This window comes from Streptomyces sp. NPDC059080, assembly GCF_042739975.1.
Taxonomy (GTDB): domain Bacteria; phylum Actinomycetota; class Actinomycetes; order Streptomycetales; family Streptomycetaceae; genus Streptomyces; species Streptomyces benahoarensis.
In genome coordinates this window covers 1-15,209 of the sequence record NZ_JBHYGX010000038.1, presented here as the reverse complement: position 1 = coordinate 15,209, position 15,209 = coordinate 1, and the positions used below count along the sequence as shown (strand labels likewise).

The window sequence follows — 15,209 nt, the reverse complement described above, 5'->3', positions numbered from 1 at the left end:
ACCCCCACATGTTGGGTGGGGGGCGGCGGGGGGGCCGGGCACGGTGTTTCCGGGGCCGGGGGCGGGCCCCCGGGGGGGGGGCGGTGGGGGGGGCGGGCGGGGGGGGGCGCCCGGCCCCGGGCCGGGCACTTCCCTTGTACCCAGGTGGACAGCGGGTAGTGCACCGGACCGTTGCGTGCCGTCCGCACCAGGCCGCGCCGCCCGGGGCGCGACCGCGCCGGGCGCCGTACGGACCGGTCCGTACGGGATCCGGCGCGCCGCCGTACCGGGTGGCCGGAATCGGGTGCGGATTTCGTGGGGGCGGCCATTCGGGCGGCGACGTGAGGCGTTCCACAGTGACGCGGCCGAGGGCCGGGAAACCGCCGGTCCGGGGCGTCTCTACGGGCGCTGCCTGGGCTTCTGTGACCGTAATCACCGCGCCAGCACGAGCTGTGATTTAGGGCCGCACCGTCCACGGCGATAACCTGCGAGACGGACATGCCGCGTATTCGGTCACCGTGTACGCCTCCCCTGTGACAGCGCCGTCACGTTGCCCTTCGCGGCACGCCCATCGCAGAGAACGACCCGCGATCACTACGGCGATTCTGAGAAGACAAGGGACGGACGCGCGTGGACCTGTTCGAGTACCAGGCGAGGGACCTCTTCGCCAAGCACGGTGTACCGGTGCTGGCCGGTGAAGTCATCGACACGCCTGAGGCAGCCCGCGAGGCGACCGAGCGTCTGGGCGGCAAGTCGGTCGTCAAGGCGCAGGTGAAGGTCGGCGGCCGCGGCAAGGCCGGTGGCGTCAAGCTGGCCGCCACCCCCGACGAGGCGGTCGAGCACGCGACCAACATCCTCGGCATGGACATCAAGGGCCACACGGTCCACAAGGTGATGATCGCGGAGACCGCTCCGGAGATCCTTGAGGAGTACTACGTCTCGTACCTCCTCGACCGCACCAACCGCACCTTCCTGGCCATGGCCTCCGTCGCCGGTGGCATGGACATCGAAGAGGTCGCGGCGACCACGCCCGAGAAGCTCGCCAAGATCCCGGTCGACGCCAACGACGGCGTCACCAAGGAGAAGGCCCGGGAGATCGTCGCCGCGGGCCAGTTCCCGGCCGAGGTCGCCGACAAGGTCGCCGACGTCCTGGTCACCCTCTGGAAGACCTTCGTCGCCGAGGACGCGCTCCTCGTCGAGGTCAACCCGCTGGCCAAGGTCGCCTCCGGTGAGGTCATCGCCCTCGACGGCAAGGTGTCCCTGGACGCCAACGCCGAGTTCCGCCAGCCGGAGCACGAGGCCCTGGAGGACAAGGCCGCGGCGAACCCGCTGGAGGCCGCCGCCAAGGCCAAGGGCCTGAACTACGTCAAGCTCGACGGCGAGGTCGGCATCATCGGTAACGGTGCCGGTCTGGTCATGTCGACCCTGGACGTCGTCGCCTACGCCGGTGAGAACCACGGTGGCGTCAAGCCGGCCAACTTCCTCGACATCGGCGGCGGCGCCTCCGCCGAGGTCATGGCGAACGGCCTGGAGATCATCCTCGGCGACCCGGACGTCAAGTCCGTCTTCGTCAACGTCTTCGGTGGCATCACCGCCTGTGACGAGGTCGCCAACGGCATCGTCCAGGCCCTGGAGCTGCTGAAGTCCAAGGGCGAGAACGTCAGCAAGCCGCTGGTCGTGCGCCTCGACGGCAACAACGCGGAGCTGGGTCGCAAGATCCTCAGCGACGCCAACCACCCGCTGGTGCAGCGCGTGGACACCATGGACGGCGCGGCCGACAAGGCCGCCGAGCTCGCGGCTGCGAAGTAAGGGACGAGGTCAGACACCACCATGGCTATCTTCCTCACCAAGGACAGCAAGGTCATCGTCCAGGGCATGACCGGTGCCACCGGCATGAAGCACACCAAGCTCATGCTCGGTGACGGCACCACGATCGTCGGCGGCGTGAACCCCCGCAAGGCCGGCGAGAAGGTCGACTTCGACGGCACCGAGGTGCCCGTCTTCGGTTCCGTCGCCGAGGCGATGGAGCAGACCGGCGCCGACGTCTCCGTCATCTTCGTGCCGCCGAAGTTCGCGAAGGCCGCCGTCGTCGAGGCGATCGACGCCGAGATCGGTCTCGCCGTCGTGATCACCGAGGGCATCGCGGTCCACGACTCCGCCGCCTTCTGGGCGCACGCCAAGACCAAGGGCAACAAGACCCGGATCATCGGTCCGAACTGCCCCGGTCTGATCACCCCCGGCCAGTCCAACGCCGGCATCATCCCGGGCGACATCACCAAGCCCGGCAAGATCGGTCTGGTGTCGAAGTCCGGCACGCTGACCTACCAGATGATGTACGAGCTGCGGGACATCGGCTTCACCTCGGCCGTCGGCATCGGTGGCGACCCGGTCATCGGCACCACCCACATCGACGCCCTGGAGGCGTTCGAGGCCGACCCGGAGACCGAGCTGATCGTCATGATCGGTGAGATCGGCGGCGACGCCGAGGAGCGTGCGGCCGACTTCATCAAGGCCAACGTCACCAAGCCGGTCGTCGGCTACGTCGCGGGCTTCACCGCGCCCGAGGGCAAGACCATGGGCCACGCCGGCGCCATCGTCTCCGGCTCCTCCGGCACCGCCCAGGCGAAGAAGGAGGCCCTGGAGGCCGCCGGCGTCAAGGTCGGCAAGACCCCGTCGGAGACCGCCCGCCTGGCCCGCGAGATCCTCGTCGGCTGACGGAAGTCCTTCCGGTGGCACCGGGCCCGTACCCCTCTGGGGGTGCGGGCCCGGTGCCGTTTTTCGTCAGTGGGCGGGTTCCGTCAGTGGGTGGGTGAGGTGGCGGCTGGGGTGGGTGGGGAGGCCGGTGGAGCGGGGTGGGGCGCCGGCGGGGTGACGGCCCGGGGCGCGGCTGGCCCTGGGGTGGCCGGTCCGGGGGCGGCGGGCCAGGGCGGTGCCGATCCGGGAGCGGCCGGTCCGGGCGGCGGGACCGCCCGGGGGGCGGCGCCCTTCTGCGGGGCGGCGGACGGGGCGGCGCCCGGGGCCGGCTGGGGGCCGGGGTGGCTGCCGCCGGGGGAGGGGCGGACGGGCTTGCCGTCCCCGGGGTCCCCGGAGTCCTCGGCGTCCCCGCGGTCGTCCGCCGCGTCGGACCCGTCGCCGTTCTCGGCGGACGGGGCGTCGCCGTAGCCGTCCGGGTCGCCGTCCGGGCCGGTGCCGGGCGCCGGGCTCCCCTGGGGGGCTCCGGCCGCGTCCCGGGGTGGCCGGTGGGTGCCCGGGGCCGTGGCGGGCCGGGCGGGGGCGGTCGCCCGGGGGTGGGCCGGGGGCGCGGGCGGTTCGTGCCATACGGCGGTGACCAGGGCGAAGACGGTGGTCGCGGCGAGCAGTCCGGACAGCCCGAGCACGCCGTGAGTCAGGCGGCGCACGCTCAGATCGCTGCCGTCGCGCACCACCTCGGCGGCGGGCGGCGCCACCGGCTGGGTGGCGGCGAGCGCCACGAGCCGGTCGTGCAGGATCGCGCCCTGCCGCTCCGGGGAGCAGCCGGACAGCTCCAGCTCGGGCACCCTTTCCGCCACCGTCGCCCGGGCGTGGGCCAGCCGTCCGGCCGCCGCCCGGGTGCTCGCCTCCACCTCGGCGGCGGTCGCGCCGAGCCCGAGGCCGACGCCGTCGTGCAGCACCAGGGCCCGCCGGTACGGGGCGGGCAGCTCCAGCAGCGCGCCCAGCAGCGCCCGGTCGTCGGGTCCGGTGGGCGGCGGCGCGGGCGCGGTGGGCGTCGGCCGGTCCGCCGCCCGGCTGCCGGCCCGCAGCCCGTGCCACGGCGACAGCGCGTACTCGTGGGAGGCGGCCCGCACCCAGCTCACCGGGTCCGGGGCCACGGCCACCTCGGGCCACCGCTGCCACGCCAGCCGGAACGCCCGCTCGACCGCCTCCTGGGCGCGCCGGGGCCGCCCGGTGAGCAGATACGCCTGCCGGATCAGCGCCTCCGCATGGCGCATGTACAGGGCGTCGAACGCGGCGACGGCGGCGGCGCCGGGGTCCTGCGCCGGGCCCGGCCCCGGACCGGTCCGTACGCCCGGCCGGGGCGGGGCGATGGTGATGACCGGGAACTCCATCGTGTCCGCGGGATCCCCGGTGAGGATCGGCAGCTCGGCGGTGTCGTCGAGAGAGGGGTCGGGGCGGGGGCCGTCCGCCCCGGTGTCGTGGCGTGCCGCCGGTGCGGTGCGGTCCGGTCCGGGTTGTGGATGCCGTTCCTCCGGCTCGGTGCCCGTCGTGGGGGTCGCGGGCGCCGATGGGGCGGTGTTCCGCCGGGCCGGGGAGCGTCGTGCGGGGCGCTCGGGGTGCCGTCGGCGCGGGTTCTGTCGTTTGCGGTGACTCATGCCGTCCTCTCCACGCGTCCCCGGCGCTCCGGCGGTACGCGGTACGTGATGCGCTGGGGGCCGCCGATCGAAGTGGCCTCTGGGTCGGTCAAGGGATCGCGAAATATCCGGAACACAAGACAGTGTGAAAAACCGAATAAGCAGATCATGTGCGACACGTCGGTCATTTGGTCACTACGCGGATGAATCGGGTGTTGTTGGCAGCATGGCGCCGTGAGCCAGCTGACCGACCGTGGCCCCGGACCGTTCCCGCGCGGCCGCCCCGCCGCGCCCTCCTCCGCGATCGGCGCGGCCCTCTTCGGCGGGGCGACGGCCGCCGGGCTCGGCCTCGGCGCGGTCACCGTCGCGGTGCTCCTGGTGTGGGTCGCCTCGCCCTACCCCGGCAGCGACCCGGCGGAGGCCCTGCACCTCGCCGCCGACCTGTGGCTGCTGGCGCACGGCGCCGACCTGGTCCGCACCGTGACGCTCACCGGAGTACCGGCCCCGGTGGCGCTCACCCCGCTGCTGTTCGGCGCGCTGCCCGTCTGGCTGCTCCACCGGGCCGCCCGCCACCTCCTCGCCGACCCGGACGACGACGGCCCCGAGGACGCCTTGCCCGCGCACCTGGAGGCGTCGCCGGGCGCCCGGCTGGCGGCCCTGTTCGCCGGATATCTGCTGGTCGCGGCCGGTGCCGTGGTCTACGCCTCGACGGGCCCGCTGCGCGTCGACCCGGTCAGCGCCGCGCTCTGGATCCCCGCCGTCGCCGCCGGAACCCTGGCCCTCAGCGCCTGGTACGGGCACGGGTGCCCGGGGCCCGCAGCCCGGTGGGACGAGGTACTGCCCCCGGGCGTGCGTACCGCACTGGGGGGCGCACGGGGCGTGGCGGTGCGCCGGGCGGCCACCGCCGCCACCCTCGCCCTGCTCGGCTCCGGCGCGGTGCTCACCCTCGTCGGCCTGGTCCTGCACGCCGAGTACGCCCGGCGCGACCTCCTGGCCCTCGCACCGGACTGGTTCGGCCGCGGCACCGTGCTGCTGCTCTGCCTCGCCCTCCTCCCCAACGCGGCCGTCTGGGGCGCCGCCTACGCCCTCGGGCCCGGTTTCACCGCGGGCGCGGGCGGCCTCGCGGGCCCGCTGGGCACCTCGGCCCCACCGGCCCTCCCGCACTTCCCGCTCCTCGCCGCCCTCCCGGAACCGGGCCCCGGCACGCCGCTGACCTGGTCCGTCGCCGCCGGTCCGGTCCTCGCGGGGGTGCTGCTCGGCCGGTACGTGGCCCATGCCGCGGCCTGGGCGGACGCCGGGGAACCCTGGCGGCGCCGGACCACCCTGGGCGTGGCGGCCCTCGCGGCCGGGGCCTGCGGCGCCGCGACGGCGGCGCTCTCCGCGCTGTCGGGCGGCGCCCTGGGTACCGCGAGCCTCGCCCTGTTCGGCCCGACCTGGTGGCAGACCGGCCTCGCCGCCACCGGCTGGACCACCCTGATCGGCCTCCCGTGTGCGCTCTTGCTGCGTGCATGCCGCCTCCATGCCCAGCGGAAGCGGGAGCGGCACGGGGAGGGAGCGGTGCCTGCGGTACCGGCGCCTGCTGGGCCGTACGCGGAGGAGACGGCCTACGCCGGGGACGAGGCGGCCACGTCCGCACAGAGGCGCCGGTCCCGCCGCACGGGCGGCGAGGAGGGCGGCCCGGACCACGCCCGGCGGCCCGGGCGGCAGGCCCGGCGCGCGGCGCGAAAGGCGCGAAAGGCGCAGAAGGCGCAGAAGGCGCAGAAGGCGGGGAAGGCGGGGAAGGCCGCGAAGCCGGAGCGGAAGGCCGCGAAGGCGGAGCGGAAGGCCGCGAAGGCCGAGCAGGCGGGTGCCGAGCGGCAGAACGCTGACCCGGCGCCGCCCGACCCATACGGACTCGGCATCCTCGTCCACCGCTTCGACCCCTGGCACGAGGCCGACAACCGGGCGGCCCGCTGGGCGGAGCTGCGGGCCTGCTCGGAGCCGCCGGAGCACGAAGCGGAGGACGACCCGCCGGAGCACGAACCGGAGCACGAAGCGGAGGACGACCCGCCGGAGCACGAACCGGAGCACGAAGCGGAGGCCGACCCGCCGGAGGGCGCCGCGAGGGCCGACGCGGCCGAGGGCGCCGACGCGGCCGACCCGGCCCCGGAGGAGCGGCGAGCCCCCTGACGCGGCCGGTGGTCCGGCGTTCGCGTCAGGGGGCTCGGAGTAGCCCTGAGCAACCAGGGCAATCGGCTCACCGCCCCACGGCTACTCCTCCTGGGAACCCAGCAGCGGCCGGAACTCCTTCGGGAGGAGCTTTTCGCAAGACTTGGCGGAGGCGCGGGTCAGGGCGTCGTCGACGCAGGTGAAGTAGTCGTGATAGGCGAGCTTCACGAAGAAGGTCGCCGCCACCATCAGCAGCGCCAGGGACGCGGTGACCAGGCCGCTGACCGCCGCCGTGGTCTGCGGCCGGGTGGAGCCCGGCGCGGCCTGGCCGGTGCCGGCGGCGGACGGTGTCGGGCGGCCCTCCATGGCCGCCGTCGTCGCCGCGGCGGACGGCCGCCCGGCGCGCGGCTTGGCGCGCAGCGAGCTGATCCCCCAGTAGAGGGCCAGCGCGCCGAGCAGCAGCGCGACCTCCGGGAGGCTGAACAGGGCGAAGAAGAACGCCCACAGGCCGGCGAGCAGGGCGTAACGGGCGCGCCGCTGCGCCGGGTCGGTCGGGTCCCAGCGCAGTCCGCCGGGGCGTCCCTCGGGACCGCTCTGCCCGGTGGGGCGCCCGGGGCGGTTGCCGAAACCGCCGCTCTGCCGCCCCGGCTGCCGACTGCTCCACTGACTGCCCCACGCCGGGGGCCCGTCCTCGCCCTGGCCGCCCTCGGGGGGCGAACCCTGGGAGCCGTCCTGCCCCGCCCGTCGGCGCGGCTGCCACTCCTGGTCGGGGGCGCCCTCGGGCGGCGGCGCGAAGGGGTTGCGCTCCTGCGAGTCGGAGTCGGAGTCGGAGCCGGGGCCGGTGCTGGTGCCGGTGTCCGTACCGGAGCCGGAGCCGGAGCCGGAACCCGAGTCCGTACCGGAGCCCGAGCCGGAGCCCGCACCGGACCCGGAGCCCGTACCGGACCCGGCCCCCGGGCCCGTACCGGCCCCGGAGTCCCCAGGCTCCCCCGAACGCAACGCGAGGCCGCCGCCCCCCGGCCGTACAGCCAGGCCGTTGGTGACGGGAAGCCGCAGGGAGGAGGGAACGGAAGAAGCAAGGGCGGAGGAAAGGACGCCCTCTCCCGGCAGCCGGGCTGTCCCGGGGGACGTCGCGGGCAGCGGGAGGAGGGGGGCCGCGCGGCGGCGTCGGTCCGGCATCTGGAGTGAGTCTTCCCTTGTCTCGGCCGCCCTTCCGGCCGGTCGGCCGGGGGGACGAGCACCACGAACTGCATGCGTTCCTGCGCCCGACGCTACCTCCCGTGCCCGCCCCCGTCCCGTGGGGGCCGCTCGGTGTGCCGGTATCGTTGCTGACGGTCGGCCCCTTCGTAGGGTTCCCCGTATTTACGCGACCCATGGCTTCGTACGACCGCACAAAGGCGCCGGACGGGACCGTCGGGCGGCGTGCGGGTGCCGGCCCGCAGCACCGCACGCCCACCGCACCGCAGCAGCACCACGCGAGAAAGACCCCCATCGTGGACCCCCTTCTCCCCCCGCGCCGCCCGGACGCCGAGGCGTCCCCGGTCCGGCTCGTCGTCCTCGTCTCCGGCTCCGGCACCAACCTCCAGGCGCTGCTGGACGCCATCGCCGAGGCGGGGCCCGCCGCGTACGGCGCGGAGATCGTCGCCGTCGGCGCCGACCGTGAGGCCATCGCGGGTCTGGAGCGCGCCGAGCGCGCCGGGCTGCCCACCTTCGTCTGCAAGGTCCGAGACCACGCCTCCCGCGCCGAGTGGGACGCCGCGCTCACCGCCGCCACCGCTGCCCACGCGCCGGACCTCATCGTCTCCGCCGGGTTCATGAAGATCCTCGGGCCGGAGTTCCTGGCCCGCTACGGCGGCCGGGTGGTCAACACCCACCCCGCCCTGCTGCCCAGTTTTCCCGGGGCCCACGGCGTACGCGACGCGCTCGCGTACGGCGCGAAGGTCACCGGGTGCACCGTCCACTTCGTCGACGAAGGCGTCGACACCGGGCCGATCATCGCGCAGGGCGTGGTCGAGGTCCGCAACGAGGACGACGAAGCCGCGCTGCATGAGCGCATCAAGGAAGTCGAGCGCACTCTGCTCGTCGAGGTCGTGGGGCGTCTGGCCCGTCACGGCTACCGCATTGAGGGACGAAAGGTATGTATCTCTTGACCGCCACCGCCGAAGACAGCAAGCGGCCGATCCGCCGCGCTCTGGTCAGCGTCTACGACAAGTCCGGCCTGGAGGAGCTGGCGCAGGGGCTGCACGCGGCCGGTGTCCAGCTGGTGTCGACCGGCTCGACCGCCGGGAAGATCGCCGCCGCCGGTGTGCCGGTCACCAAGGTCGAGGAGCTGACCGGCTTCCCCGAGTGCCTGGACGGCCGGGTCAAGACGCTGCACCCCAAGGTGCACGCGGGCATCCTCGCCGACCTGCGGCTGACCGAGCACCAGAAGCAGCTCGCCGACCTCGGCGTCGAGCCGTTCGACCTGGTGATCGTCAACCTCTACCCGTTCCGGGAGACCGTCGCCTCCGGCGCCACCCCGGATGAGTGCGTCGAGCAGATCGACATCGGCGGCCCCTCCATGGTCCGCGCCGCCGCCAAGAACCACCCGTCGGTCGCCGTCGTCGTCAACCCCGCCCGCTACGGAGAGGTCCTGGCGGCCGTCGCGGAGGGCGGCTTCGGGCTCACCGCCCGCAAGCGGCTCGCCGCCGAGGCGTTCCAGCACACCGCCGCCTACGACGTGGCCGTCGCCTCCTGGTTCGCCGCCGACTACGCCGCCGCCGACGACTCCGGCTTCCCCGACTTCCTCGGCTCCGCCCTGGAGCGCAAGAACGTCCTGCGCTACGGCGAGAACCCGCACCAGGGCGCCGCGCTCTACCTCGACCCGGCCGCGCCGGGCGGCCTCGCCGACGCCGAGCAGTTGCACGGCAAGGAGATGTCGTACAACAACTTCACCGACACGGACGCCGCGCGCCGTGCCGCGTACGACCACGACGAGCCGTGCGTGGCGATCATCAAGCACGCCAACCCCTGCGGCATCGCGATCGGCGCGGACGTCGCCGAGGCGCACCGCAAGGCCCACGAGTGCGACCCGCTCTCCGCGTTCGGCGGCGTCATCGCCGTCAACCGCCCGGTCAGCAAGGCGATGGCCGAGCAGGTCGCGGAGATCTTCACCGAGGTCATCGTGGCGCCCGGCTACGAGGACGGCGCGCTGGAGGCGCTGACCAGGAAGAAGAACATCCGGGTGCTGCAGGTGCCCGGCGCCCCGACGGCACCCGTCGAGGTCAAGCCGATCGACGGCGGCGCGCTCCTCCAGGTCACCGACCGCCTCCAGGCCGACGGCGACGACCCGGCCGCCTGGACGCTGGCCGCGGGCGAGCCGCTGACCGACGGTGAGCTGGCCGAGCTGGCCTTCGCCTGGCGCGCCGGGCGGGCGGTGAAGTCCAACGCGATCCTGCTCGCCAAGGACGGCGCCACCGTCGGCGTCGGCATGGGCCAGGTCAACCGCGTCGACTCCGCCAAGCTCGCCGTCCAGCGCGCGGGCGAGGAGCGGGCGCGCGGCGCGTACGCCTCCTCCGACGCGTTCTTCCCCTTCCCCGACGGCTTCGAGGTGCTGGCCGAGGCGGGCGTCAAGGCCGTGGCGCAGCCCGGCGGTTCGATCCGCGACGAGCAGGTCGTCGAGGCCGCCAGGAAGGCCGGCGTGACGATGTACTTCACGGGGACGCGGCACTTCTTCCACTGAGCCGGAACCCGCACGGGCCGCGCATCCCCCGTGGGATGCGCGGCCCGCGAGCGTACCGGCGTCCGACGGTGTCAGTAACGCGGTCGGTTGAACCACGCCTTGGCGTCGCCCTTCGAGGTGAAGGCGACGACCATGATGCCCATCACGGTGTGGATCAGGCCCAGCGGGAAGACGCAGAAGCTGACCACCAGGGTCGCCGCGCCGAAGACGGTGGCGCCGATCCGGACGCCGTTGCCGCCGCCGGCGAACTGCAGCGCCAGTGCGACGGCCAGCACCGTGAAGATCGTGATGACCACGATCAGGGCGATCAGCAGGCCCTTGCCGAGGTTGGCCGCGGTGAGGTCGTCGCTCTGGCGGGCGCTGCGCGCCGCCTTGCTGACCGCGCCGAGGCCGGTCACCGCCAGGCACAGACCGACGAGGTTCAGCACGGCGAGCACGAACAGCAGCACCCGCGCGGCCTTCACCCCACCGGGCATACCGGTGAGCGGCGGCTGCTGCATCCCGCCCGGCGGCATCCCGCCCGGCGGCATCCCGCCGCCCGGGTACGGGCCGTAGGGCGCGGGCGGCTGCTGAGGGTAGTGGTACCCCGGCTGGGGGGCGGGCGGCTGGCTGTAGGGGTTCTGGTTCGGATAACTCACGAGCGGTGTCCTTCAGGCGGGGTGGCCGGTGGTCCGGGGCGCGGTGGCCGGCCCTCATGGCGCCGCGAAGGCCCCGGCCGCAGGGCGGCGAGGGCCTTCGGGACGACGCGGGGAGCGGCCCCGCTCCGGCTCACTGGGTCTTGACGACGACCGAGCTGACGATCTTGTCGGCGAAGGTCTGGGACTTCTCGTCCCACAGCGGCCACCAGTAGCCCAGACCGCACAGCGGACCGTCCACGGCGTGGCAGATCTTGCGGAGGAAGGCCATACCGAAGCCGAGCGGCTGACCGGTCGACTCGCTGACCAGCTTGATGTGCAGCGCCTTCTTACCGGGCGTCTGGCCGGTGCTGCCTTCCTTGGAGATCAGGAAGATGCCCGCGCCGAGCGTGACCAGGCCCGCCAGGGCGATCAGCAGGATCGTGAAGGCCGGCATGCCGGTGGACGCGGAGTGGAGGGCATCGTTGGCGCACTGGGTGTCGCCCGGCGCACAGTTGTTGATGTCCGTCTGCACCGAGCTGGCCGACGAGGCGGCGACGATGATCGCGATGATGTAGAGGACGGCCGGCACGGCGAAGATGATCAGGCCGTCGATCAGGTACGCGCCGACGCGGGCGCCCCAGCTCGCGTAGCCCGTCGGCATACCGGGCATGCCGGGCTGGCCGGGGTAGCCGCCCTGCTGCGGGTAGCCGCCGTAGCCCTGCTGCGGCGCCTGCTGCTGCGGGTAGCCGTAGGGCTGCTGCTGGGGAGCGGCGGGCTGCTGCTGCGGGTAGCCGTAACCGGGCTGGCCGCCCTGCGGCGGGACCGGCGGCTGCTGGCCGTACGGGGCCTGCGGCGGCTGCTGCGGCTGCTGGCCGTACGGGTTGTTCGGGTCGCCGAAGCTCATGTGGTGTTTTCCTCCGTTGGGTCAGTGGGGGACGACGCGGCGCGACTTCGGAGGAATACAGGTTGTTTCACTTGGCTTGCCCCCGATGATGCCTGCGGCACTGGCCGACAATCCTTCTAGCTGCCGATGAACGTTGTCCAGTCGCGACGGGAAGGTGTTGTGCAAGTGCAATGATCAAATTCTACTTTTCGGGCGCCGACCAGCCCTGACGGGGTCCGGCGGGCCCTGATTGGAACGCGACCGCCTCCATCCGGGAGGATGGGGGTATGAGCGCCCAGATTCTCGATGGCAAGGCCACCGCCGCAGCGATCAAGTCCGAACTGACCGAGCGGGTGGAAGCGCTGAAGGCCAAGGGCGTGCAGCCCGGCCTCGGCACCGTCCTGGTCGGCGACGACCCCGGCAGCCGCTGGTACGTCAACGGCAAGCACCGCGACTGCGCACAGGTCGGCATCGCCTCCCTCCAGCGCGAGCTGCCCGCGAGCGCCACCCAGGAGGACATCGAGGCGGTCGTCCGGGAGCTGAACGACAACCCCGAGTGCACCGGCTACATCGTCCAACTGCCGCTTCCCAAGGGCATCGACACCCACCGCGTCCTCGCGCTGATGGACCCGGCCAAGGATGCCGACGGCCTGCACCCGATGAGCCTGGGCAAGCTCGTCCTCGGCGAGACCGGCCCGCTGCCCTGCACCCCGTACGGCATCGTGGAGCTGCTGCGCCGCCATGGCGTGCAGATCAACGGCGCGCATGTCGTCGTGGTCGGCCGCGGCATCACCATCGGGCGCCCGATGCCGCTGGTGCTGACCCGCAAGTCGGAGAACGCCACGGTCACGCAGTGCCACACGGGCACCCGTGACCTGTCCGCGCACCTCAAGCAGGCGGACATCATCGTCGCCGCGGCCGGTGTGCCGCACCTCGTCAAGCCCGAGGACGTCAAGCCGGGCGCGGCCGTCCTCGACGTCGGCGTCAGCCGGGACGAGAACGGCAAGATCGTCGGCGATGTGCACCCAGGCGTCACCGAGGTCGCCGGCTGGGTCGCGCCGAACCCGGGCGGCGTCGGCCCGATGACCCGCGCCCAGCTGCTGGTCAACGTCGTCGAGGCGGCCGAGCGCGCGGCCGGCTGACCGACGGGCGAACGACCACCCACGAACCGAGGACGACGGACGGCACGACGATGAACACGGAGGGACAGGCGGCCATGGGCGATGCAGCGCACCCGGACGGCGCGTCCGGGCCCCGGCGCCTGACGCGCCGCTTCCCGCAGCTGACGAGGGACACCGCACGCCCGCAGGGCGGCGGCCGGGCCGCACCGGGTGGCTCCCTGGCACCGGCCCGCCAGTGGCCGCTGCTCTCGGTCATGGGCGGCGTCGGCCTCGGGCTGCTGCTCGTCGCGCTGGACGTGTCCCGGATCGGGGCGCTCGTGATCGGCCTGTCCCTGCTGGGCGGTGCCGCACTGCGCTGGGCGCTGCCCTCGGTGGGCATGCTGGCGGTCCGCTCGCGCTTCACGGACATGCTCACGTACGGCGTGCTGGGCTTCGTGATCGTGATCCTGGCGATGATGATGCAGCCCAAGCCGTGGCTTCACCTGCCGTTCCTTGAGGATCTGGTGCACCTCACGGTCCGGTAGGCCGGGCCTCGGGTATCTGGTGGCGGGCCGCCTTCTCCTTTGGGGGAGGCGGCCCGTTGTGTTTGGGGGAGGCGGCCCGTTGCGCTGTGGCGGGGCGGGGCGGGGCGGGGCCGGGCGGTCGGCATCGGGACCGGGACCGGGGGTCCGTCCACCAGTCCGTACGCACCGGCCGGTGGCTCCGGGGCAGGCCGGTGCCTCGGGTATGGCGCCCCCGTCGACCTGTCGGGACGGCTGGGCCGGGGTGCGGGACGGGGCCGGGCGCGGGGCCCGGGAAGGGAGCGCGGAGCGCGGGCGTGTGGGGCCCCGAACGCGCCGGGAAGGCCCTCACAGCCCCCGTTTCCGCCGCTCACCCGGCGTGGAAATCTTGGTATTTGTAGGCAGATGGAGGCGCCTCCTTGCCGGGAGACACCGCATGCCTATGGGGTGAACATGGCGCGTTGGCAGGAACTGCCCGTCCCTCTGGACCACCGGGTGCGACAACTCGCGGTACGGATACGGACGCTGAAGGACCGCAGCGGGCTGAGCCTCACCGCCCTCGCGGCGCGGACCCCGTACAGCCGCGCGTCCTGGGAGAGCTACCTCAACGCCGAGCAACTGCCGCCGCGCAACGCCATCGAGGCGCTGGCGCGGGTCTGCGCGGCCGACCCCGTACGGCTGTTGGCGCTGTGGCGGTCGGCCGCCGAGGCGTGGGAGGAGCGGTACCTGCCCCCGGTCGCCCGGTACGGGGCGCCGGACCGGCCCGTGGTGCCCGCCCAACTGCCCCGCTCCGGGGCGCCGCAGCCGGTCGACGGCGGTGAGGACGGCGGCGACGGCGGCGTACGGCCCAGGGTGGTGGGGGTGCTGGGCGGCGTGGTGCTGGCCACGTTCGTCGCCGGGCTGCTGGCGGGCCGCCCCTGGCTGGGCCCGGAGGCGGCCGATGCGGTGCAGGGCGTGTTCACCGTCCGACGTGGCCAGGAGCGCGGCTGTGTGGTCATCCGCAGCGGCGGCTTCCTGCACGCCGGGCACAGCCGTACCGACGTCCGGCTGCTGGACGTCGGCAGCACCGGCTGGGAGGTCGTCGAGGCGCAGTGCCTGCTGCGCCACCGCGGCTACAGCGCGGGCGCCGCCGACGGCGTCTACGGTCCGCGGACCCAGCGCGCGGTCCGCGCGTTCCAGAAGGCGTCGGGGCTGACCCAGGACGGCGTCGTCGGGCCGGACACCTGGGGGGCGTTGCGGCGATGAGTGACGGGCCGCGCCTGGGGGCGGCGGGACCCGCGCTCCAGCCTGCTGGGTTGCATCCGTACGGGTCCGGGCGACCACCTGTAGGGACCCCGCAGGGGGAGCGCCGCGTGCGGGGCCGTGAGCGCCGGGGGCGTGCGCGGCGGCCGGGGGCGCCTGGTTCGATGGGGCGGGGATGTGATGAACGGCCGGTGCCGGTGGGCGGCCCGGGGACGGACGGTGACCCGTACGGCGCGACGCACGCGTACGGGGGAGAGGGGGAGGCATGCCGCGCTGGCGGGCGCTTCCGGAGGAACTGGAGCCGGAGATAAGGGATTTCGTCCGGCAGTTGCGCGGCGTCGTGGACCGCGCCGGGCTGAGCGTGTCCGACGTCGCGGAGCAGACCGGCACGCCCCGCGCCGACTGGGTGCGCCACCTCGACGGACGGCAGCCGCCGCCGCGCGAAGCGGTCGCCGCGCTCGCCCGGGTGGCCGGGGTGCCCGCCGCGCACCTGGCCGCCATGGGGGAGGACGCCGCGGCGGCCTGGCGGCACCGGGCGGAGCGCGGCGACGGCCCGCCCGGTGACGGCGCGCGGGGCGGTCACCGGCGCCGCACCCTCCTGGCGGCGGGTGCGGGCGGCGCGCTGCTGGTGGTGGCCGCCGCGGGGGTGGTGGGACGGCCCGGCCGCCGG

13 protein-coding genes are annotated in these 15,209 nt (G+C 74.2%); 9 read left to right on the top strand and 4 right to left on the bottom strand.

Annotated elements, in window-relative coordinates; genetic code table 11:
* Window positions 1-609 precede the first annotated feature (609 nt).
* Both sucC and sucD read left to right on the top strand, forming a co-directional pair.
* The gene (sucC, locus tag ACFWWQ_RS24005; RefSeq protein ID WP_384599663.1) at window positions 610-1,788 is read left to right on the top strand and encodes an ADP-forming succinate--CoA ligase subunit beta; all 1,179 of its coding nucleotides are present in this window, start codon (window positions 610-612) and stop codon (window positions 1,786-1,788) included.
* A 21-nt stretch (window positions 1,789-1,809) separates the two neighbouring features.
* Complete coding sequence (sucD, locus tag ACFWWQ_RS24000; RefSeq protein ID WP_143943555.1) at window positions 1,810-2,694, top strand: succinate--CoA ligase subunit alpha; 885 nt, start codon at window positions 1,810-1,812, stop codon at window positions 2,692-2,694.
* Window positions 2,695-2,777: 83 nt separating this feature from the next.
* Here sucD and ACFWWQ_RS23995 read toward each other — a convergent pair whose 3' ends face one another.
* Window positions 2,778-4,328 (bottom strand): hypothetical protein, encoded by a 1,551-nt coding sequence (locus ACFWWQ_RS23995; RefSeq protein ID WP_384599661.1) that lies wholly within the window; start codon window positions 4,326-4,328, stop codon window positions 2,778-2,780.
* Between the two features lie 213 nt (window positions 4,329-4,541).
* On the opposite strand from ACFWWQ_RS23995, the gene ACFWWQ_RS23990 reads away from it, so the two are divergent.
* A complete protein-coding gene (locus tag ACFWWQ_RS23990) occupies window positions 4,542-6,476 on the top strand; it encodes a DUF6350 family protein (RefSeq protein WP_384599658.1) in 1,935 nt (644 codons plus the stop codon).
* Window positions 6,477-6,557: 81 nt separating this feature from the next.
* On the opposite strand, the gene ACFWWQ_RS23985 is transcribed toward ACFWWQ_RS23990, so the two are convergent.
* On the bottom strand, window positions 6,558-7,634 hold the full coding sequence (locus tag ACFWWQ_RS23985) for a hypothetical protein (protein WP_384599656.1): 1,077 nt from the start codon (window positions 7,632-7,634) through the stop codon (window positions 6,558-6,560).
* 314 nt (window positions 7,635-7,948) lie between these two features.
* Between ACFWWQ_RS23985 and purN the strand changes: the two genes are divergently transcribed.
* Window positions 7,949-8,605 (top strand): phosphoribosylglycinamide formyltransferase, encoded by a 657-nt coding sequence (gene purN / locus ACFWWQ_RS23980; protein WP_384599654.1) that lies wholly within the window; start codon window positions 7,949-7,951, stop codon window positions 8,603-8,605.
* Window positions 8,602-10,176 (top strand): bifunctional phosphoribosylaminoimidazolecarboxamide formyltransferase/IMP cyclohydrolase, encoded by a 1,575-nt coding sequence (gene purH / locus ACFWWQ_RS23975; protein ID WP_384599741.1) that lies wholly within the window; start codon window positions 8,602-8,604, stop codon window positions 10,174-10,176. The genes purN and purH overlap by 4 nt, the downstream gene beginning before the upstream one ends.
* Before the next feature lie 71 nt (window positions 10,177-10,247).
* Here the strand turns inward: purH and ACFWWQ_RS23970 are convergent, their stop codons facing one another.
* Window positions 10,248-10,814: a hypothetical protein gene (locus ACFWWQ_RS23970; RefSeq protein WP_384599650.1), complete on the bottom strand. Its 567-nt coding sequence runs from the start codon at window positions 10,812-10,814 to the stop codon at window positions 10,248-10,250.
* A gap of 130 nt (window positions 10,815-10,944) precedes the next feature.
* Window positions 10,945-11,697: an RDD family protein gene (locus ACFWWQ_RS23965; RefSeq protein WP_384599647.1), complete on the bottom strand. Its 753-nt coding sequence runs from the start codon at window positions 11,695-11,697 to the stop codon at window positions 10,945-10,947.
* Between the two features lie 266 nt (window positions 11,698-11,963).
* Here ACFWWQ_RS23965 and ACFWWQ_RS23960 point away from each other — a divergent pair, with 266 nt between their 5' ends.
* From ACFWWQ_RS23960 to ACFWWQ_RS23945, 4 genes are all read left to right on the top strand, one after another.
* A complete protein-coding gene (locus ACFWWQ_RS23960) occupies window positions 11,964-12,818 on the top strand; it encodes a bifunctional methylenetetrahydrofolate dehydrogenase/methenyltetrahydrofolate cyclohydrolase (RefSeq protein WP_384599643.1) in 855 nt (284 codons plus the stop codon).
* 74 nt (window positions 12,819-12,892) lie between these two features.
* Complete coding sequence (locus ACFWWQ_RS23955) at window positions 12,893-13,321, top strand: DUF3017 domain-containing protein (protein WP_384599641.1); 429 nt, start codon at window positions 12,893-12,895, stop codon at window positions 13,319-13,321.
* A 429-nt stretch (window positions 13,322-13,750) separates the two neighbouring features.
* On the top strand, window positions 13,751-14,542 hold the full coding sequence (locus ACFWWQ_RS23950; RefSeq protein WP_384599638.1) for a peptidoglycan-binding protein: 792 nt from the start codon (window positions 13,751-13,753) through the stop codon (window positions 14,540-14,542).
* A gap of 262 nt (window positions 14,543-14,804) precedes the next feature.
* On the top strand, window positions 14,805-15,209 hold a 405-nt coding region (locus ACFWWQ_RS23945; RefSeq protein WP_384599635.1), incomplete at its 3' end, for a helix-turn-helix domain-containing protein.